This window comes from Staphylococcus sp. HMSC14D10 (genome assembly GCF_001808125.1).
Lineage (GTDB): Bacteria > Bacillota > Bacilli > Staphylococcales > Staphylococcaceae > Staphylococcus > Staphylococcus haemolyticus.
In genome coordinates, this window is record NZ_KV792249.1 from 33,769 (window position 1) to 55,692 (window position 21,924).

Sequence of the window (21,924 nt, forward strand, 5' to 3'; positions counted from 1 at the left end):
CATTATTTCAATTTTATTTTTATATCTTGAGATTTTCCTTCTCTATAAATTTCAGCCGACAATGTTTTTAAGTCTTGTCTATGATTAAAAATTATTTGTCTATACTGTAAATTATTTTGAATTGATTTACTATCTAATTCTACAACTACATCACCAATTTTTAAACCTGATTTTTTACCTAAACCATTTTCTTTTAACATTTCTACTACGATTCCGTTTTGAACATCTTCGGGCACTTTTAATAAATTTCTTTCATAAGGTAATAAATCTGAAACATTTTTAATTCCAATACCAGTATTAGGATATTGAATTTCACCATTTTTCTCTAATTCCTCAGCAATTTCTCGTGCATCATCAATTGGAATTGCAAAGCCCATGCCTTCAATATTAGGCATATTTATTTTTAACGATACTAAGCCTACTAATTCTCCAACTCTATTGACGACAGCACCTCCTGAATTACCTGGGTTAACTGAAGCATCAATTTGAAATGTATTAACCAATTCATCATTCTTATTATCTTTATCGAAGTCGACAGGTACTGCCCTATTTAATCCAGAAACAATACCTTTCGTCACTGTATTTTTAAAATCATTTCCAAGTGGATTACCAACAACTAGGATGGATTCACCTAGCTTTAAATGTTTTGAATGACCTATTTTAATTGGCTGCACGTTTTTATTTTTTATCGTTGCTTTAAGCACTGCAATATCTGACCACATATCTCTCCCAACAACTGTAGCAGTAGCTGTTTTATCATCATCATATGTAATGTTTACTCTTTTATTACTTCCAACTATATGTGTATTGGTTAAAATAAAAAAAGTATCGTCTACAGCTTTGTAGACGACACCTGAACCAACTTCATTATTTGAGTTTGTATTTGTTTTATCAATTGTTTGTGTTGTTATGTTCTTAGGTGTGTCATTCTCAATTGGTACCACTGATTTAACAGCTGTTTCTGCATTCTTCATTGTTGTTGTGTATTTCGTATCATTGTTACTACTTTGTTCAATACTACTATTTTGATTAATCGTTGAGATAATTGCACTAATTAGTATAACAATTAATATGATTGCAACTACTATGACTATTTTAAGCCAATGCAATTTTAAAAAGTCTTTTACTTTGTCCATCGTATCATTGCTCTTAGGCTTATCTTCTGAGTGTTCATTTTCTTCTGACTTATTAGAATGAGCTAAATTTTGACTAGACGCACTCTTTATGTCTTGATTATCTTCAACTTCATTGCTTTTATCTTTAGTATGTGAATTTAATTCTTGGTTAGAAGTTTCATTAGAACTTGCTTTTTGTTCTTTTTGTTCAATTTTTCGACTTTCATTTATTTCTAAAACGTCTTTCGATGATGCTTTAGTCTCTTTTTGTTTTTTAGTTTGTTCACTTTTATCAAGATGATTAACTTCACTTTTATTAATATTAACTTGTTGTTTTCCTTTATTCTTTTCAACTCTACTATATTTGGGTTCTATTTCAGCATGTTTGGAAGGAGTAAAATTATTGTCTTCTTTCTCTTGTTTTTCCACTTCGTCAGTAGGTTTAGTTACCTTATCATTATTTTCTTTATGTTCATTTTTTAGTTGTTGCTCTTCAGGTAGTGTTAAATGATGCGTGTTAGTATCATTTAATTCTTGATCAGATTCATTATCAGATCGTAATTTAGCTAGATGTTGTTGCTGGTGAATTTCTTCTTGTGTTAATTTCTCAATTCTTGCTTTTCGCATGTTATCTTTAACACGTTCTTCATTAACTTTTGCTTGTTCTTGCTCTTTTTTGGCAAGTCTCTCACGTTGTTCTCTCTCACGTTCTAATCGTTCTTCGCGTTCTTCATTATGGAAATACTCATGTCGTTTTCGACGATACTGTTCACGTGGTATTACGTGTTTTTTATCATTATCCAAAGGTGTCCACTCCTATCGACTAACTCACAATCTATCATGCTAACGTTAAATTATGTTTTGTGGTTGTGGCTTTATTTAATTTATTCATTAACTAAAGTTTAATATCAATATCGCCAATTAGCAATGAATTGAAGGTTCAAAATTGAATTTTTCTTATCAAATCACTAAATTGCACAATTTATAATAATAAAGCCTTTTAAACTTGATGATACACATCAAATCTAAAAGGCTCGAATCAATTATTTAATACTATTTATTGGCTTTCTTCTTGTTGCTACGTACTGACGTTAACCAACCGATTACGACTAAAAGAATCATAACTGTCCAGAAGATAGCTTGCCATAATGTACTATGAGGGAAATGTTCAGGTAAAATACCTATATCTTCATGAGCAAGTACTATAACAACTAATTTAATACCTACCCAACCTACAATTGCGAAGGCAGCTCCTTCTAATCCAGGATATTTATTTAGTAAGTCAACAAACCATGTAGCGGCAAAACGCATTAGAATAACACCGATCATTCCGCCAATAAACATTACTGAGAATTGACCTAGGTCCATGCCACCAAAATGAATGCCAACTTCAGGTAATGTTACAGCAATTGCCATCGCTGCTAACATTGAGTCAATTGCAAAAGCTATATCTGCAAATTCAACTTTTAAAACAGTGCCCCAAAATTGCATAGGTCCGACTTTTTTCTCTACGCCAGACTCGTCAAAATGATGGTCGTCACCCTCAGGTTGATCTTCATGTTTTTTGTGGAAGAATTGCCAGAGATTTCTTATTGACATAAAAATTAAATACGCGGCACCAAGTGCTTGGATAAACCAGAAATTTGCGATAATACTAATTAAGAATAAGGCAAGAAAACGGAATACAAATGCACCTAGCAAACCATAAAATAACGCTTTTTTACGTTGTTCAGGTGGTAAATGTTTTACCATAACAGCCATTACAACCGCATTATCAGCTGCTAATAGCCCTTCTAAAAATACAAGAACGAGAATTACCCATAGGTAAGGTAAAATTAAACTCGGATCCATAGTGGACAGCTCCTTTTTGTTTTAATACAAATAAAGAGACCTATGCTAAATAATAGCAAAGGTCTCACTTAGCAAATAAATGCCCACTTTACCGGAAGATAATACTTCGTAATGACGATAAAGCGCTAACCATCAAGTAGTTAATGGTCTTCAAGTTACTCCCCTCTGACAGATTGTCATAGGTATTCATTTGTTAAGTGTATTATACACTATACTTAATATAAATAAACAATTAACGTTTAACAAATTGTCTATTTAAAGAGATATTTTTAAATACCCATTATTTTCAATCATAATCTTATAAAAGACTATACAATTTAATTTCTGAGAATTTTTCTTCGAACCAGCGTGTTGCAAATTCATTTTCGAATAAAAAGACGAAATTATCATATCTATCTTTCACTAATATTGAACGAGACGTGTTCATTTTATCTTGAATATCATCTTCGTTTTCAATCCAACGCGCAATTTTTCTACCAACAGGTTCCATAACAACATCAACGTTATATTCGTTTTTTATTCGATGTTCAAACACTTCAAATTGTAATTGACCAACGGCACCTAAAATAATTTGATTAGTGTGAAGCGTTTTATAATATTGGATTGCTCCCTCTTGAACAAGCTGTTCAATTCCTTTATGGAAATGTTTTTGCTTCATTACGTTTTTAGCTGAAACTTTCATAAATATTTCCGGTGTGAATTGAGGTAAATCTTGGAAACTATATTTTTGCTTGCCACCAACTAAAGTATCTCCAATTTGATAATTACCTGTATCATATAAACCAATGATATCTCCAGCTACTGCATGGTTAACAGTTTCTTTATCGTCAGCCATAAATGATGTTGAACGCGTAATTTTTTGTTTTTTGCTCGTACGTTGTAATGTTACATCCATACCACGTTCGAATGCACCGCTAACAACACGCATAAATGCAATTCTATCACGATGTTTAGGGTCCATATTAGCTTGAATTTTGAAAATAAATCCAGAAAATTCATCATCAAATGGGCTTACTTCAATTTCTTCATTTGTCTGACGTGCATTAGGCATCGGTGCATGATCAACATATGCATTCAAGAAGTTTTGAACACCGAAGTTAGCTAATGCAGAACCAAAGAATACAGGTGTTAATTCACCATTTAATAGCGCATCATTATCAAACTCTTCACCCGCTTCTTCTACAAGCATAAATTCTTCGATAGCTTGAGCAAATGCACTGTCATTACGAATAGCATGCTCTTCTTGTAGTTCATAATCATCATCTAAGTGTAAAACATTTTCTTCATCTCTAAATGGCTCTATAGATTTAGACTCACGATCGATAATACCAAAGAAATTTTGACCCATACCAATTGGCCAGTTCATAGGGTAAGTATCAATGTTTAATGTTTCTTCAATCTCATCTAATAATTCAAATGGCTCTTTACCTACGCGGTCCAATTTATTAATGAATGTAAAAATTGGAATTCCTCTCATTTTACAAACTTTAAATAGCTTTAAAGTTTGAGGTTCAATACCTTTAGCACAGTCAATAACCATCACTGCACTATCTACTGCCATTAAAGTACGATAAGTATCTTCTGAGAAATCTTCGTGTCCTGGTGTATCTAATATATTAATTTTGTAATCATCATAGTCAAATTGCATCACTGAACTCGTTACTGAAATACCACGTTCTTGCTCCACTTTCATCCAGTCACTAGTTGCAAATTTACCTGTTTTTTTACCTTTAACTGTACCCGCTTCTCTAATTGCACCACTAAAATATAATAACTTCTCAGTCAGTGTCGTTTTACCAGCATCCGGGTGAGATATTATGGCAAACGTTTTTCTTGATTCAACTTCTTCTTTTAAACTCATCTATTAATCTCCTTTAAAATCATTCACAATCCAGTTTGTTAAATTCGAAGCAATTTTGTTTGCTTCATTTTCCTCGATAAAAGCAAATAATTGCATTACCAATTCTTCCTTAACCTCATTACTGTCCATATTCAAATCAAGTTCTATTGACCAAAATATATCTGGAATAGCCAACATGATTTGATTTTTATCTTCAATTATATAAAAGTAAACATTAACAATTTCGTCATTTATAGATAATTGTTTAATTTTCACTTGGGCCACCGCCAAATTTTTTGTATGCCGCTTCAAGTCCAATTAAATCATCTCTATGTGGCACTTTAATATGTCCAGGCATGATTTGATATGGTTCTCTTCCTTTAGAAGCTAATACTACTGTATCGCCCGGTACAGCTATATCAATGGCATGTTTGATCCCTTCAGCTCTGTCATCAAATTCAACATAACGATCATGAGTTGCGCCTTTTGCTAGTTCAGCAGTCAACATTTTTGGATCATCATTAGCAGGATTATCTGGCGTAAATATTACGTAATCTGCTCTACAAGCTACTGCGCCCATTTCAGGTGTTTTAGTTAAGTCACGTTCTCCAGCCATTCCAATTAAAAAGATTAATTTTTGTTTCACGAAGGGTTTTACTGCATCTATAAGTTTATTCATTCCGTCAGCAGTATGCGCATAGTCAATAATTAAATCAATTGGTAGCGAAGGATCTAGAACTTCCAAACGCCCTTCAACTGGCTCTAAATTCTCAACTACTCTGACGATATCTTCCATAGATATTCCTTTACTCCAGACGGCAATCATGGCAGCCATAATATTTGAAATATTAAATTTACCTACATATGGTGTTTTAACACTGTATGTACCTATAGGCGTATCGAAATCAAATTGAACACCTTGTAAAGATTCTTGAATATTTTTAGCCATAAATTGAGCGTCATGGTCTATTCCATATGTAAATATTTCATATGGTGTAACTGATGCTAAATATTTGGAGAAATCATCATCATTATTTAAAACAGCATATTTCTCTTTCGATAAGTCTTCTCCCAGTTGACTAAATAACAATGATTTAGCATGTCCATAGGCTTCCATTGTGCCATGAAAATCTAAATGGTCTTGAGTTAAATTTGAGAATATCGCAACATCAAATTCTACACCTCTTAATCGCCCTAGTGATAAACCGTGACTAGATACTTCCATAGTCATAGCTTCCGCATTTTCATCAACCGCTTGCTTAATCTTTTTAGTTAAAGACACTGTTTCTGGTGTTGTATTGGCACCTTTAGTTTTATGTTCATTTATTTGGAAACCATTTGTTCCTAAATATGCGCTTCCTTTACCTAAACCTCTATAAATAAGATGAATCATAGTAGCAATTGAAGTTTTGCCATTAGTGCCTGTTACACCTATTGTAGTTAATTGATGGCTAGGATAATCATATAAAATATGTGCTAACAGGCTAGCAACTCTTAATGTATCTGGTACGATAACCTGCGTCACGTCACCGTTAATGTCTTGTTGATGGTTAACCACAATGACTTTTGCACCTTGATCAACAACATTTTGACAAAATTTATGGCTATCAACTGTATAGCCTTTTGATGCGACGAATATACTCCCTTCACTAGCGGTACGTGAATCTGTAGTGATATCAGTAACATTTATATCTAAAGTACCTATTACTTGTTTAACTCGTATTTTTTCGAACAACTCATTCGCATTCAAAATGTATCGCTCCTTTTTTTACAATAATTTTATTATACACGTTTTGAAGTTGTTGATAAATTTATAATCATTAAAATATTGATTAGATTTAATACGAACTTGATATGTTTTACACCTCAAACTAAAGATTTCATTAATATAATTAAAGGAATTATTAATTAATAGTTAATTATTTTAAAATTTCCTATATATATCACTTTAATTCAATACTTTTAAATCTATTAATGCTAGGATAGTTATATAAAGATGATGTTAAATTCCTTAATATGCTATAATGCACTATAAATGAATTTTATACTTTCAATAAAGGGTATATATATTATGATAACTATGTACGTATGTTTATTGCTACTATAGTTAAATCAGAATGCGTTATTGCGTGTTTTAAATTTAAATTAATGGAGGGTGACTATTAATGGTTACTCAAAATAAAAAGATATTGATTATTACCGGCTCATTTGGAAATGGACATTTACAAGTGACACAAAGTGTTGTTAATCAACTCAATGAAATGAACTTGTCTCATCTATCAGTTATTGAGCATGATTTGTTTATGGAAGCACACCCAATCTTAACTTCTATTTGCAAAAAATGGTATATCAATAGCTTTAAGTATTTTAGAAATATGTATAAAAACTTTTATTATAGTCGCCCTGATGAATTAGATAAATGTTTTTATAAATATTATGGATTAAATAAATTAATCAATCTACTACTTAAAGAAAAACCAGACTTAATCTTATTGACATTCCCTACTCCAGTAATGTCAGTGCTAACAGAGCAATTTAACATAAATATTCCAATCGCAACTGTTATGACAGATTACCGTCTACAAAAAAACTGGATAACGCCTAACTCTCATAGATATTATGTAGCTACTGACGATACCAAACGTGATTTCGTAAATGTTGGTATCCCTGCTTCTGATATAAAAGTGACTGGAATACCTATTTCCGATAAATTTGAATCTGACATCGATAAAGTTGCTTGGTTGAAGAAACATAATTTAAATCCTGATAAACCAACTATTCTGATGTCTGCCGGGGCATTTGGTGTATCAAAAGGATTTGACTATATGATTGATAACATCCTTCAGAAAAGTCCACAATCACAAATCGTAATGGTTTGTGGTCGTAGCAAAGGGTTAAAACGTACTTTAGAAATACAATTTAAATCATATGACAATGTCCTTATTCTAGGATATACAAAACATATGAATGAATGGATGGCATCAAGTCAACTTATGATTACAAAACCAGGTGGCATAACGATTTCCGAAGGTTTAACACGTAGTTTACCAATGATCTTCTTGAATCCGGCTCCAGGTCAAGAGCTTGAAAATGCATTATATTTCCAAGATAAATCATATGGCAAAATCGCGAATACACCTGAAGAAGCTATAGATATTGTTTCTGATTTAACAAATCACGAGTACCGCTTACAAGCTATGACTAATAAAATGACTGAAGAAAAGGTTAACCATTCAACTTATAGACTATGTACCGATTTATTAAATATCTTAGACAGTTCATCACAACAACAAGAAATATATGGAAAGGTTCCTTTATATGCCAGATTCTTCGTTAAGTAATAAAGGAATTAGTAAGAACTTCAAGATAATGCTCGTTATTTTGTTCTTAATGGAGTTTGCACGGGGAATGTATGTATTAAGTTACGTTAATTATTTACCAACCGTTACCTCTATTGCTGTTGCAGTGACTTCAGCGGCATTATCAATTCACTTTATATCCGATGCGGCAACGAATTTTGTCATCGGATTTCTTTTGAAAAAATTTGGTACTAAGCTAGTATTAACCTTAGGTTTTTTATTAGCTTTTATTAGTTTATTCTTAGTCATTTGGTTCCCAACTAATCCAATAGTTATCATTTTGAGTGCTATCATGTTGGGTATTGCTGTTAGTCCTATATGGGTTATCATGTTATCTAATGTAGAGGAAGCACAACGTGGTAAACAAATGGGCTATGTTTACTTTGCTTGGTTATTAGGATTACTCGTAGGATGGGCATTTATGAATGTTCTAGTTAAATTACATCCTACTCGATTTGCATTTATGATGTCACTTGTTGTAGTCATTGCATGGGTATTGTATTATTTTGTTGATATTAAATTAACAAATTACAATACTAAACCTGTTAGTGAACAATTAGGACAAATCGTTAATGTTATGAAACGTCACTTAGTGTTATTCCCTGGTATTTTATTACAAGGTGCTTCTATTTCAGCATTGCTACCTATACTACCTACATATGCTACAAAGGTAGTAGGCGTAAGTACTATTGAGTACACCATTGCCATCGCTATAGGTGGCGCCGGTTGTGCCTTTGCAATGTTATTTTTATCTAAGATTATTGATAAAAATAGTAACGGCTTTATGTATGCAGTTATTTTTACAGGTTTTATACTATTCACAGCGTTTATCTTTGGTTTATCTTTAGTAACAAATATCCTTATCGTTTGGATTGTAGCGATATTTATAGGTTTAATGTATGGGATATTATTGCCTGCATGGAATACATTTATGGCAGGGCAAATTGAACCCGCTGAACAAGAAGAAACTTGGGGCGTATTTAATAGTGTTCAAGGATTTGGTTCTATGATAGGTCCTTTATTTGGAGGCTTAATCGCTCAGTTTTCTAATGGTTTAAATAATACATTTTATTTTTCTGCAACAATCTTTTTAGTATTAGCGATATTCTACGGTGTTTATTTTGTAAAGTATCAAGGCAAAGCAAATCGTTTCTAATAAAAAGTAGATAAAATACTAAAAATCTAGTTAATGTACATCATACATTGTACATTAGCTAGATTTTTATTTTACATATTATTTAATTTTACGCTAACTTGAAAGAATCAATCACTTTCCATTTATCCTCTTCTTCGTCATAGCGTAATAATGATAGTTCTTCAATTTTTTCTTTAAGGTCTACCCCTACTAATTCTACTTGACCAAATATATCCTCGAATTCTTGGCTTGTTAAACCTTGAGCAATCGTAAAGTGTGGCACGAATGGATGCTCAGCTTCACCATGAAAATCTTCAGTATTAAATAAATTGAAAAGTTGTTCTAATTCATCAGTTTTAGCAACTTTAAAATAAATTACATTGTTAGTTGGTTTAAAGCTTGAAGCTTTTGTAGCATGAACATCTACAGATCCAAAACCTTCTAATCTTTTTTTAACTTCTTCTTTTACTGAATCTAATTCATCATCATTGATTTCAAAGTGTGATTTGATCGTAATATGAGGCATGATACGTGCATACTCAGTATCATAACGTTTACGATAACCATTCACTTCATCTTGAAATGATTTTGACGGAATTAATGCTAATCCTATATTCATTGAAATTCCTCCTTTGTTTAACATATTACTATTATAGCAAAATTCTATATATTACGTTATTAGTTAGCAGAATTTTTTGAAAATGTTTACATTATCTAAACATTTTATTTCGTAGTATTGTACATTTAATTATCTCAATTAAATCTTAGCATTGATGATACAATTAAAAATACAAGTAATTAAACTTCATTTGACTCTTGTGTAATTACTTCATCGCTTAAATAATATTTAAGTATGTCTGATAATAGCGGTTTCCAAGATTTCCAGTTATGTCCACCCTCAAATTCTAAATAATGATATGTGAGCTCTTTGTCTTTAATGACTGTTGCTAAATCTCTATTTGGTGTTAAAAAGTTTGCACGTTCTCCAGTTGTTGGCAAAGCAAAATCTTCTTCTTCTAAACCAATAGCGTGCCAAATAGACAATTCACTATATTGTATACACTTATTAAATTTATCTATTACAGTTTCATCTGAATGCGGGCTAAGCATTGCTACTTGACTGAAAATAGTTGGGTAAGTCAATGCGGTTAAAAGTGCTATACTACCAGCAAGACTATCTCCTATTAAAATTCTGGCATTACCTACTTTATAAGTTGGAAACGTCTTATCAATAAATGGCAGCAATTCTTTACCAATAGCTTGTACGGTTTTATGACTTCTAGTACCCTGTGGATGAAATTCTTCTCTACGTTTATCAACATCTTCATAATGAAATCCAACTATAATGGCTCGTTGAATTTCATCTTCTCTTCTCAACCGTTCATATTCACGTTGAAATCTTCCAAATCTTAAAAAATCTAGCCCGTCAAAACATATAATGACTTGATACTTAAATAATTCAGAGTAATCTTCAGGCAAATATACTGATAATGTAACATCTCTTTCTAAGATATTACTATGTAATATATATTTATTAATTTTGCCTGATTTGAAATTCGACATAATATTGACGCCCCCTAAATAGAATATACTTATTGTATCAAGATAATGATGACTTTTAAATCTCTGATAAAAATCTAATGTTTCATACTCACGAAATTTGGTAATTTATACATAGTTATAACACTTTTTTCAAAATGTAGCTCTATATTTATTAATTACAATATTAAATATGAACTTCATTAATCTCAGTGTATCTCTCTAGAAGTCAAAATTTCCCTTTTTAACGCGTCTTAATTGATATATACTAATTAAATAATGATCAAATGAAAATAGGAGGACGTAAGCTTATGCTTAACAAAGTTTGGTTCCGAACAGGAATTGCCCTAGTTATCTTGTTCGTGCTAATTAAATTGTTTATGGAAGTACAAAGTGTTTTTGCACCTATTGTAACCATTATCGGTTCTGTATTTCTTCCATTTATGATTAGCGGATTTTTATTCTATATCTGCTTACCTTTCCAAAGTATTCTTGAAAAGTGGGGTTTCCCGCGTTGGGCAAGTATCACTACAATTTTTATTGGTTTAATTGCTATTATTGCTATCGTAGTCGCATTTATAGCACCAATTATTATCTCTAACGTGAATAGTTTAATCAAAGCAACACCATCACTGCAAAAAGAAGCTGAACAAATTGTTAACTTCTCACTTACGCAAATGGATAAACTTCCAAGCGATGTAACAGATAGAATTAATTCTGCTGTAAAATCAATTGGTGATAGTATGACTGGAATTTTGGCTAATTCATTTACATACTTAACGTCATTTATTTCAACTGTCTTCTTACTTATCATGGTACCGTTCTTCTTAATTTACATGTTAAAAGATCATGAAAAATTTATTCCTGCTCTTGCTAAATTTTTCAAGGGAGAACGTAAAGTATTTGTAGTCGACTTAATGAAAGATTTAAACTTCACATTAAAATCATACATTCAAGGACAAGTGACTGTAAGTGTTATTTTAGGTGTCATTTTATATATTGGTTATACCATTATTGGTTTACCATATACACCTTTATTAGTACTATTTGCTGGTGTAGCTAACCTAATACCTTTCTTAGGACCATGGTTATCATTTGCACCTGCAGCTGTGCTCGGTATCATAGATAGTCCTACTACATTTATTTGGGTTTGTGTTGTTACATTAATCGCTCAACAACTTGAGGGTAATGTGATTACACCAAATGTTATGGGTAAATCTTTAAGTATTCACCCACTTACAATAATTGTTGTTATTTTAGCCGCAGGAGATTTAGGTGGTTTCACACTTATTTTAATTGCCGTACCACTCTATGCAGTACTTAAGACTATTGCGAGCAATGTCTTTAAATATCGTCAACGCATTATTGATAAAGCTAATAGCGACGTTAAAGACTAGATTAATATAAATTTAAAAAACGTTTCAGGAGTGAACTTGAATTTACAATGCATTCAAGTTCACTTCTTTTTGTAAACAAAAAAACTTGGTGCTATACACACCAAGTAATTGAATTAATTTATTATTTTATTGCGTGGAAACCACTATCTACATGGATATTCTCACCAGTTACGCCACTTGAGAAATCACTCAATAAGTAAGCAGCTGTTTTACCTACTTCTTCTTGATCCACGTTTCGTCTTAATGGTGCACGTTCTTCAATTTCTTTAAGGATTGTGTTGAAACCACCAACACCTTTAGCACTTAATGTACGAATTGGACCAGCAGAAATAGCATTTACTCGAATGTTGTCCGGGCCTAAATCATAAGCTAAATATTTAACATTAGCTTCTAAACTTGCTTTAGCTACACCCATTACATTATAGTTTTGAACGGCAAATTCACCACCAAGGTATGTTGTTGCAACAATACTACCACCGTTTGGCATTATTTTCTTCGCTTCGTGCGCAACAATTGTTAATGAATATGAACTGATATCTTGCGCAAGTAAGAAACCTTCACGTGATGTTTCAGAGAAACGTCCACGTAAGTCTTCAATATTTGCAAATGCGATAGAGTGATAAACGCCATCAATATTGCCTACTTCTTCGCCAATTTTAGCGAAACCATTTACTACATCTTCATCTTTTTGAACATCGATTTGATATAATTTTGGATCTTCTTGGTTTAATTGTTCTAATAATTTTTCTAATTCTTTGCGGCTACGGTCTTTACGATATGTGAAAACAAGTTTAGCCCCTAATTGATCTAATACCTTTGCAACACCAAATCCGATACTACGTTTATTAGCAATACCCATAATTACGAAGGTTTTATTTTCAAGATTAATCATTCGAAATAACTCCTTAATCATCGTTTTTTATATCTTAATCTCACTGTACAAACAATGTAGACTAATCTAACGTTATCATTTTACCATTTTTGCTTCATAATGATAAAGCAATATTATTACCTGGTCATACATGAGAGCTTGGTCCATAAATAATATAATGATGCTATTTTTCAAATTCGCAGAAGCTGACTGAACTGAGAGAGCCAAAAAATTGCGTATTCTCAGTTATAGTCATCCTTTCGAGCGGTGCCCTAGCAAGAAAGATTTTTATAAAGAAATTCTACAAGATAAACAAGTTGGGGTGGGACCATGAATTTAAAAAGAATTCTGTCCCACCCCTGACGCCTGTTATTGATTTTTTCTAAATCAATAATAAAATTCTAGATCTGATTTTAATTCATCTACGTATTCTTTTGAACCCGTTACGATAAGTCTATCTTTGTATCTAAGTTGTGTATCACCATGAGGCACGATTGATTCATTATTACGAATAATTCGAACGAAGATAATATCTCCACCAAATGGGAAATTACGTAGTTGAATATTTTCATATTGATGATTTAACATTTCAATTTCATACAATGATGTTTCAACATTGCTTAAAATGTTTAACATATTTGGTGTTTCAATTAAGCCTTGTAGGAAGATTTTATTACTAATGAAATTACTGAATACTTCAATACCTTCACCTTTCATTTCTTCATCTTCGTTACTATTTTCAAGTCGACAAATTACGCGTTTAACATCATGTGCTTTGGCTAATTTTGCCACATCACGGTTAAGACTATCATCATTAGCAGAACAAACTACGATGTCTTGATTGAATAGCCCTAATCTTTCTAGGAGTTGTTCTTCATAATTCGCTATTTCTACAACAGTTATATGGTCAGATAAATTACGCTTATCTCCTAAATCTTTGCGATAATATAATGTCACATTATATAAGTGTGGTGACAAGTTTTGCACAATTGGAATCGTCAATTGATTCTTGCCAATTAATGCAATATCAATTTTACGATTAGCCTCATCCGGAATTGGAAACACTTTCTTGAAAATAATCGGTACAAACACACACGTGATGATTGCACTTAAAATCAAAATGCCTGACATTTCAGATGATATTGTATTTAATTGCTCTGCAATTTTAGCAGATGCTATAACTAATGATAATGTTGAAGTAAGTAAAAATGCTGATGCTATCGTTGTCTTATTATCAAACCAACGTCTAATAAAGAAAACTGGAATTAATTTTGAAATAATAAAAGCTAGAATGAGCACTGGAATAATTAATAATAATGATGGTTCTTTAATTAATGACGGAATATTTAAATCAACTCCAACCATAATAAAGAAGATTGGTATAAAGAACCCGTATCCAAATGAATCGAGTGTATGCGCTAATTCTTCATCTGGTTTCAGTAAGGATACAACCACACCAGCTAAGAATGCGCCTAGTATATATTCAGCACCTACACCCTCTGCAAGTGCAACTAATAGAATAATTAATGCAAAGATTGCTCTTATACCTATTTGTGTAGTACCACCAATTAAGCGATGTAAAAATTTCATACGCTTAAATACAACGCCTAGTATATAGAAAATAGCAGTAAATACAAGTAAAATTGCTGAAAGCCAAACTGAACCATTACCACTACCATTGATACCACCGTAAATAGTTAACAGTACCATCGTTACTAGGTCAGCCAATACGGCTACTAATAATATAAATTGACCGATAGTTGTACGCATTATATTCATTTCTTTTAAAGTAGGCACTACGACACCTAGTGATATCGTTGATATGATAATTATCATTAATAACACATCATTTACGAGTCCTAACCATTTGAACGCGTAAGCTAATATTACTGATATAATCATAATAAATGCGAATACGGTTAGCGCTAAATTAAGATGGCTTGGTACATCTTTTTCATGTTTGTTCGTACCTTGTCGATTTCTCTTATCTTTTTTAAAAGTGCTAAAGTCAATCTCTAAACCACTTAAAAACATTAAAAAGATAAAGCCCAACGTTGATAATATATTAAGCATACTATCTTTATGTACTAGATTTAAGAAAGACTGTCCAATAATAATACCCATGATGATTTCGGCTACAACCACTGGTAAAAAATTGATGTTCAGTCTATTTATAATAATTGGTGTAAAAAATGCTGCTAGAACTACAATGACTAGTGAAAAGAACTCCATTTTGTCCCCCTATGTTAAATATGACATGAATGTTGTTGCTAAACCAAAGTAAATTAACATACTTACAATATCATTAATTGTTGTAATAAATGGTCCGCTGGCTACGGCTGGATCAATATTCAGTTTATTCATAAATAACGGAATCATAGAACCAACTAACGTACCAACCGTCATTGCAATAGTAAGACTGCCTCCAACTATTAGTGCTAAAAATGGTTGTCTATATATAACAACGATGATAATAAATAAAACAGTGGCACAAACTAATCCTGAAAGCAAGCCACTTCCCGCTTCTCTCAATGCAACCTTAAATTTACTTTGTTCATCAATTTCCCCAGTAGAGATATTACGTACAGACACCGCAAGTGATTGTGTACCAGAATTTCCGGACATACCACTAATAATAGGTATAAATGCAGCTAATAATGCAACTTGTGATAATGTTGCCTCAAAACCACCTAATATAGTAGCGGTAATCATTCCTAAAAATGTAAGAATGATAAGCCACGGTAATCGTTTAGTAGCAGTCTTCACAACAGAATCATTTGTTGAGTCAATATCAGATACCCCAGCTAAACGAGAGTAGTCTTCACTTGCCTCTTCATCCATAACATCTAGAATATCATCAATTGTAATAATACCAAGTAAATGTTGTTGATAATCTATTACTGGCATTGCAATAAAGTCATAGTCTCTCATCTTTTGAGCTACATCTTCTTGGTCATCTGCTACATTAACGCTAATCACCCGCTCACTCATTATATCCTCTATATATGCATCATTTTCAGCTACAATTAAATCTCTTAAAGATAATACTCCAACTAATTGTCCATCGGTATTAATGGCAAAAATAACATAAATCGTTTCGGCATCTGGTGCTTGTTCTTTTACTAACATTAATGCTTCTTTAACTGGAGTATTGGCATCTAATGAGATATATTCCGTCGTCATGATACCGCCAGCTGTATCTTCTTCATAATGTAATAGATGCTTAATTTCATTAGCATCGTCACGGTTCATTAACGTTAGCAAACTAGCTACTTTCGGTTTCGAAAGTTCATTTAATATATCTACAGCATTATCCGAAGACATCTCTTCTAAAACTTTACTAGCATAATGTGCATTCATCGTATCAAAAAGGTCTTCATATGCTTCATCATCTATTTCTAATTGTTCAAAGAATTCCCCTACTTCTTGAGGTGATAAAAATTCAAATATCTTTTGTCTATTTTCATTCGTAGTGTCTTCAAAATATTCACTTTGTTCATATTCGTGCATTGCTAGAAATTCTTCTCTAAAACGATCAATATCGTCTTGTTTTAATAGATCATCTAACAAATTTTGGTTATACACTTCGTCAGTATTATAGTCATTATTTTCTGTTTCTAATGACAACATCAACACCTCCAAATCTTATTATAATTCTGCAAAAATGTTTTGTAGCCATTTATAATCTATTTCTATCTCAATTTCTCTATTATAAATTGGATGTATGAATGTCACTTTATAGCATTGTAAAGATTGCGTATGAATTTCAGGATGACTTCCTTCATATAAATCATCACCAACAAGAGGATGTCCTATATAATTAAAATGAACGCGTATTTGATGCGTTCTTCCAGTATGTAATTTAATTTCACATAAGCTCGCTTCAGGTTTGGCCATTACTGTTTCATATGAAGTCTTTGCGTATTTTCCTGAAGCATCAACTTTCCTAGTAATAATACTCTGGCTATCTCTAGCAATCGGTTCTTCTATAACACCATTCAATAGCATTTGACCATAACATACACACATATACCTTTTATCTATTGCACTCGTCGTCATTAAATGATGGATATGCCCATGCTTAGTAAATATTACAATCCCTCTAGTGTTACGGTCTAAACGTGTAACAATATGCGGTACGATCAATGTATCGATTAACTGACCAACATTTAAATAATAAAGTACACGTTCTATCAAACTATCGTGCGGATGTTCTCTTGACGGAGTGCTATTTAAATAGTTTGGTTTTGACACAATAATTAAATAATCATCTTCATACAATATTTCAATTGGATTACGTGATGGAATCAAATATGAGCTAGGTGTTTCATCAGGTAACGCAATAGTTAACTCATCACCTGGCATCATCATTTTTCTGACAGTTGCATGACTGTTATTAATAATTAAAGCGCCATTATGTTTAATGGCGCTAATTGTCTTTTTAGAATATTGATGACGCTGCAAAAAAGACTTAAGCATTTCATTATGCTGTATCACGTATTCAAATTTCATCGTCCATCTTCACTTTCAATGAATGAATCATGTACTCTTTTCCAAAATGGGAAAGGTCTAAATCTAGCAAAACGCACTTTCTCATTAGCCACTCTAAACTGAATACCATTGACATTTTTATGTTTTAAACTAACATGATCAATTGTTGTTAAAATGGTATCATGATTAACAGGTGTAATTAAACATGTATGATGCTTTGGCAAAACAAGTGGTGAACCCACTGTTCTAAATACTCTATTATTGATAGAGGCTATTTCTGCAATCTGCATAGCTTCAAGTGAGGGATGTATTAGTGCTCCACCTAATGCCTTATTATAAGCAGTTGAACCTGAAGGAGTTGATATACATAAACCGTCACCTCTAAAACGTTCAAATTGCTTACCACGAATGCCCACATCAACTACAAGTGTTGAACCATTTTCCGTTTTCATTGTTGCTTCATTTAAAGCTAAATAACGTGTTTCATAACCATTATCATTGTATCTGACAATAATTTCTAATAATGGATATTCAATGACTTGAAATTCAGAGTTATTAATTTCAATAATTAATTTCTCAACTTCATGAGGTAACCAATCAGCATAAAAACCTAAATGTCCTGTATGTACACCTACAAATGCCACTTGAGAAAGCATGTGGCTGTATTGATGAAAGGCTTGTAATAAAGTTCCATCTCCACCTACAGAAATAACAATTTCTGGATTAACGGAATCTTCTACCATGTGGAAATCTTTCATATGATTTATCATTTTATGCTTTAAAGCATTGGATTTTGAATCACCTTTAGACAAGATAGTATAACGCATCCCCACACCTCATTAGTCATGTTTTTTTGCACGTTTTTGAGAATAATATTTCTGTGCTTCTTGAATTTCATCTTTAATCTCAGACATCTCTTCATCTAGAAGATATGCCGCTTCAGCTGCACGCTCAAGACGATGCTGAATTTCCGCTGGATAATCCCCGTCATATTTATATCTTAATGTATGCTCAATTGTAGCCCAGAAATTCATTGCTAATGTTCGTATTTGTATTTCCGCTAAAATGGCTTTCTGACCGTTTAATGTTTCAATTGGATATTCAATAATCACATGATATGAACGATAACCACTTTGTTTTGTGTTATTGATGTAGTCACGTTCCTCAATCACTTTGAAATCTTGTCGTTGTCTAAGCATATTAACAACCACATCGATATCGTCCACAAATTGACACATCATTCTAAGACCAGCAATGTCGTACATCTCTTCACGTAGTCTATCAAATGGTATCCCCCTTTTATTCGCCTTATCAATAATACTCGTAATTGGTTTTACTCGACCAGTAACGAATTCAATGGGTGAAGCATCTTCTCCAACTTCATATTGCTTACGCAAACCTTTTAATTTTACCTTTAATTCATCAACGGCTTGTTTATATGGTGTTAAAAATTGATCCCATTGATTCATATTGTTTCACTCCGCTTCACTTTAGGTCAAAAGTTTCTTCAACAGCTGAAACAAACTCCTTACCATAGTTATTATTTCCTTCAACATTCTCAAGTATGTAATCTAATTCCTCTTGAAAATGTTCTAAAACCAAGTCATCGTTTACTATTAGTTTCTTGCCTCTATTCTCATGCAACATGGACCATGTTTCTTGAACGAAAATCAAGTAATCATATGATTGTCCGTCATCTAATAAGTAGGCAAATCCGTAATTATCACTATCAACAAGCATTTGTCCTACTTCTACTAATCCATCAGTTGGATCTTCTGAGTAGCAATAAATGCCATCATCTTTAATTTTAATTTCATTTACATAAATACGCATGCTTGTTCCTCCTTATTATTCTTTATTAGTTTAACATAATTTAACTGTATAACACACGTTTGAAATGCACTTCTTACTCGTCTATACACTATTGAACGAAACTCATTATGTTGTGACAAATCAATTTATAAACTATACTTATGTACTCAGATTTACTCTTTTATTCATATATAATTACTTTAAATATTTATATAACTCAGTCATAATGAACTAAAATAAATGGATTTAGAGGTGCAAATTATGGCGACAAATAATGAAATAGAATTCAAACAATTACTAAGTAAAGATGTGTACGATAAATTTAAATATACTTTTTTTGAACATAAAGAACCTTTTATTCAAATAAACTACTATATTGATACTCCTAACTTCATATTGCGAGATCATAAATCTGCATTACGAATCCGAGTTAAAAACGACACATATGAAATGACCTTAAAAGTGCCAGCCGACGTAGGTTTGATGGAATATAATCATATGGTCAAATATATACCTGAAACAGGTGATATAATATCCAATAACTCACTACCAGAAGATATACGAGAAATTGTCGAATCATATGGTATTAATGACAATGAATTAACTATATTAGGCGCATTAAGAACAGCTCGTTTAGAAACGAACTATAAAAATGAATTGTTAGTATTAGATCGAAGTGATTATTTCGACAAAGTTGATTATGAGTTAGAATTTGAAGTTACTGACTATAACAATGGTTTGAAAAAATTTCATAGTTTATTAGAAGAATTTAATCTTAAGCACACCGTACCTAACAATAAAGTTCAACGTTTCTTTGACTATAAGAATCAAATTGACAAGTAGCAGTACGTCGCTGTAAAAAGTCAAATTACTTTTAAATGTAAAAATTCATGTTATATTAGTAATATATTAACGGAAATTGGTGATATTATGTCTAAAACGCCATACGATATTATAGGTGAAACAGCACTTTATAATATGATTGATCATTTCTATGCTCTAGTTGAGAAAGATGACAGAATCAATCATTTGTTCCCTGGGGATTTTGCCGAAACGAGTAGAAAACAAAAGCAATTTCTCACTCAATTTCTAGGTGGACCGAACCTATATACTAAAGAACATGGGCATCCGATGTTAAAAAAAAGACATATGGAATTTAAAATTACAACTTATGAGAGAGATGCATGGTTAGAAAATATGCATACTGCAATAACCGAAGCACAGTTTCCAGCTGGTGTTGGAGACTATTTATATGAACGTTTACGTCTAACCGCAAACCACATGGTAAATTCCTAAATATAATTGAAGGTGAGTAAAACATGGCTGAAGAACTAAAAATTGTAGACAATAGAAGTCGTGAAGATGCTAATCTGTCACCTGTAAATAAAATTGAAATTTATTCATTTTTTGATCCATTTAATACAGATTGCTTTAAATTATCAGCGATTATTTCTAAATTAAGAATTGAATATAATCAATATATACGTATCAGACATATTCTAAACCCTTCATTGAAAGTACTTACTAAGTGCCAAGCACAAAGTAAATCTGATTTTGATAATATCGCCTTAGCTTATAAAGCGGCTGAATTACAAGGTCGTTTAAGAGCGGAACGTTTCATCCATTTAATGCAAAATGAAATTATTCCTAAGAAGGATATTATTACGGAAGAAATGATTTGTGACTGCATCATTAATGCAGGTTTAGATTACAATGAATTCAAAGAAGATTTACAAAAAAGCAAATTAACTGAAAGTTTAAAAATAGATTTACACATTGCTCGAGAAATGGAAATTGAGCAAGCACCTTCACTCGTATTTTTCAGTGAAGATGTTCATGAGGAAGGCCTGAAAGTAGAAGGATTATATCCATATCACATTTACACATATATTATTAATGAATTAATGGGTACGCCAATTGAAAAAAATCTTCCACCTAAAATTGCGCATTATATTCAAAAGAAACAACTCGTTACTATGGAAGAACTATTGACCATATATGAGTGGCCTGAAAAGTTAATGACAAAAGAACTTAAGAAATTGGCGTTACAACAAAAAGTAGAAAAACTTCAATATCCTGAAGGAGATTTTTGGCAATCAAAAATGCCTAGAATATAGGGTAACTAACAATAGCCATTCAATGATGATTATATTCATGCATTGGATGGCTTATTTTTGTGTACCCATCAATTTAAGGTTGAACGACTCTGTTTCTATTATTGTTATATAAATCAATTGCAATGTATAGTAATGGCGTCGAAGTACAATGATAAAATTTATCTACAATGGGGAATTAATTGATAGTGGTAGTTATAAAAAAAAGAGCATAAAAAAACGCCGTGTCTGATTACACGACGCTAAACAAAGGGGATGGGAGAAATTTTTCACTTCAAACAAAGGGGTATGTTTGTTATGTGATTAATTTCATGTTCATAATATAACACGCTAATATAGGTATTTCAATATTAAAGATCCCTTATTTCAAAATTGTCACAAACTTGACATATTGTAAACG

General features: G+C 32.1%; 20 protein-coding genes. 6 read left to right on the forward strand and 14 right to left on the reverse strand.

What is annotated here, in order from left to right; genetic code table 11:
- Positions 1 to 2: 2 nt before the first annotated feature.
- The 5 genes from HMPREF3134_RS05285 to HMPREF3134_RS05305 form a co-directional block, all read right to left on the reverse strand.
- Positions 3 to 1,919 carry a S1C family serine protease gene (locus tag HMPREF3134_RS05285; protein ID WP_070441312.1) on the reverse strand — a complete coding sequence of 639 codons (1,917 nt, stop codon included), beginning with the start codon at positions 1,917 to 1,919 and terminating at the stop codon, positions 3 to 5.
- A gap of 249 nt (positions 1,920 to 2,168) precedes the next feature.
- On the reverse strand, positions 2,169 to 2,966 hold the full coding sequence (locus tag HMPREF3134_RS05290; RefSeq protein ID WP_070441315.1) for a TerC family protein: 798 nt from the start codon (positions 2,964 to 2,966) through the stop codon (positions 2,169 to 2,171).
- 298 nt (positions 2,967 to 3,264) lie between these two features.
- On the reverse strand, positions 3,265 to 4,827 hold the full coding sequence (locus HMPREF3134_RS05295) for a peptide chain release factor 3 (RefSeq protein WP_070441318.1): 1,563 nt from the start codon (positions 4,825 to 4,827) through the stop codon (positions 3,265 to 3,267).
- Positions 4,828 to 4,830: 3 nt separating this feature from the next.
- Positions 4,831 to 5,082, reverse strand: a complete 252-nt coding sequence (locus tag HMPREF3134_RS05300) for a YueH family protein (protein WP_070441321.1) — start codon at positions 5,080 to 5,082, stop codon at positions 4,831 to 4,833.
- Complete coding sequence (locus tag HMPREF3134_RS05305; RefSeq protein WP_070441324.1) at positions 5,072 to 6,556, reverse strand: UDP-N-acetylmuramoyl-L-alanyl-D-glutamate--L-lysine ligase; 1,485 nt, start codon at positions 6,554 to 6,556, stop codon at positions 5,072 to 5,074. The genes HMPREF3134_RS05300 and HMPREF3134_RS05305 overlap by 11 nt, the downstream gene beginning before the upstream one ends.
- A 415-nt stretch (positions 6,557 to 6,971) precedes the next feature.
- Between HMPREF3134_RS05305 and HMPREF3134_RS05310 the strand changes: the two genes are divergently transcribed.
- Both HMPREF3134_RS05310 and ltaA read left to right on the forward strand, forming a co-directional pair.
- Positions 6,972 to 8,147, forward strand: coding sequence for a diglucosyl diacylglycerol synthase (locus HMPREF3134_RS05310; protein ID WP_070441428.1), 1,176 nt, complete (start codon positions 6,972 to 6,974; stop codon positions 8,145 to 8,147).
- Complete coding sequence (gene ltaA / locus HMPREF3134_RS05315; RefSeq protein WP_070441327.1) at positions 8,125 to 9,321, forward strand: lipoteichoic acid biosynthesis MFS flippase LtaA; 1,197 nt, start codon at positions 8,125 to 8,127, stop codon at positions 9,319 to 9,321. Before HMPREF3134_RS05310 ends, ltaA begins: the two co-directional genes overlap by 23 nt.
- Positions 9,322 to 9,409: 88 nt before the next feature.
- Here the strand turns inward: ltaA and HMPREF3134_RS05320 are convergent, their stop codons facing one another.
- Positions 9,410 to 9,919 (reverse strand): YjcG family protein, encoded by a 510-nt coding sequence (locus HMPREF3134_RS05320; RefSeq protein ID WP_070441331.1) that lies wholly within the window; start codon positions 9,917 to 9,919, stop codon positions 9,410 to 9,412.
- A gap of 179 nt (positions 9,920 to 10,098) precedes the next feature.
- The gene (locus HMPREF3134_RS05325; RefSeq protein WP_070441338.1) at positions 10,099 to 10,863 is read right to left on the reverse strand and encodes an esterase family protein; all 765 of its coding nucleotides are present in this window, start codon (positions 10,861 to 10,863) and stop codon (positions 10,099 to 10,101) included.
- Between the two features lie 287 nt (positions 10,864 to 11,150).
- Between HMPREF3134_RS05325 and cozEa the strand changes: the two genes are divergently transcribed.
- Positions 11,151 to 12,236: a lipoteichoic acid biosynthesis protein CozEa gene (gene cozEa / locus HMPREF3134_RS05330; protein WP_070441342.1), complete on the forward strand. Its 1,086-nt coding sequence runs from the start codon at positions 11,151 to 11,153 to the stop codon at positions 12,234 to 12,236.
- 121 nt (positions 12,237 to 12,357) lie between these two features.
- Here the strand turns inward: cozEa and fabI are convergent, their stop codons facing one another.
- The 7 genes from fabI to HMPREF3134_RS05365 all read right to left on the reverse strand — a co-directional run bounded on the left by fabI (position 12,358) and on the right by HMPREF3134_RS05365 (position 19,431).
- On the reverse strand, positions 12,358 to 13,128 hold the full coding sequence (fabI, locus tag HMPREF3134_RS05335) for an enoyl-ACP reductase FabI (protein WP_037535483.1): 771 nt from the start codon (positions 13,126 to 13,128) through the stop codon (positions 12,358 to 12,360).
- A gap of 366 nt (positions 13,129 to 13,494) precedes the next feature.
- Positions 13,495 to 15,339 carry a monovalent cation:proton antiporter family protein gene (locus HMPREF3134_RS05340; protein WP_070441345.1) on the reverse strand — a complete coding sequence of 615 codons (1,845 nt, stop codon included), beginning with the start codon at positions 15,337 to 15,339 and terminating at the stop codon, positions 13,495 to 13,497.
- Between the two features lie 9 nt (positions 15,340 to 15,348).
- Complete coding sequence (gene mgtE / locus HMPREF3134_RS05345; RefSeq protein WP_070441431.1) at positions 15,349 to 16,734, reverse strand: magnesium transporter; 1,386 nt, start codon at positions 16,732 to 16,734, stop codon at positions 15,349 to 15,351.
- A gap of 21 nt (positions 16,735 to 16,755) precedes the next feature.
- Positions 16,756 to 17,619: an RluA family pseudouridine synthase gene (locus HMPREF3134_RS05350; RefSeq protein WP_070441348.1), complete on the reverse strand. Its 864-nt coding sequence runs from the start codon at positions 17,617 to 17,619 to the stop codon at positions 16,756 to 16,758.
- Positions 17,616 to 18,425, reverse strand: a complete 810-nt coding sequence (locus tag HMPREF3134_RS05355; RefSeq protein ID WP_070441351.1) for an NAD kinase — start codon at positions 18,423 to 18,425, stop codon at positions 17,616 to 17,618. The genes HMPREF3134_RS05350 and HMPREF3134_RS05355 overlap by 4 nt, the downstream gene beginning before the upstream one ends.
- Positions 18,426 to 18,437: 12 nt before the next feature.
- Positions 18,438 to 19,067, reverse strand: a complete 630-nt coding sequence (locus HMPREF3134_RS05360; protein ID WP_011276222.1) for a GTP diphosphokinase — start codon at positions 19,065 to 19,067, stop codon at positions 18,438 to 18,440.
- Positions 19,068 to 19,083: 16 nt separating this feature from the next.
- Positions 19,084 to 19,431 (reverse strand): UPF0738 family protein, encoded by a 348-nt coding sequence (locus HMPREF3134_RS05365; protein WP_011276223.1) that lies wholly within the window; start codon positions 19,429 to 19,431, stop codon positions 19,084 to 19,086.
- A gap of 240 nt (positions 19,432 to 19,671) precedes the next feature.
- On the opposite strand from HMPREF3134_RS05365, the gene HMPREF3134_RS05370 reads away from it, so the two are divergent.
- From HMPREF3134_RS05370 to yjbH, 3 genes are all read left to right on the forward strand, one after another.
- Entirely contained in the window at positions 19,672 to 20,253 is a 582-nt protein-coding gene (locus tag HMPREF3134_RS05370) for a CYTH domain-containing protein (protein ID WP_070441353.1), read from the forward strand.
- Between the two features lie 87 nt (positions 20,254 to 20,340).
- Complete coding sequence (locus HMPREF3134_RS05375) at positions 20,341 to 20,706, forward strand: truncated hemoglobin YjbI (protein ID WP_070441354.1); 366 nt, start codon at positions 20,341 to 20,343, stop codon at positions 20,704 to 20,706.
- A gap of 23 nt (positions 20,707 to 20,729) precedes the next feature.
- Positions 20,730 to 21,527 (forward strand): protease adaptor protein YjbH, encoded by a 798-nt coding sequence (gene yjbH, locus HMPREF3134_RS05380; protein ID WP_070441355.1) that lies wholly within the window; start codon positions 20,730 to 20,732, stop codon positions 21,525 to 21,527.
- The last annotated feature ends 397 nt before the right edge of the window (positions 21,528 to 21,924 follow it).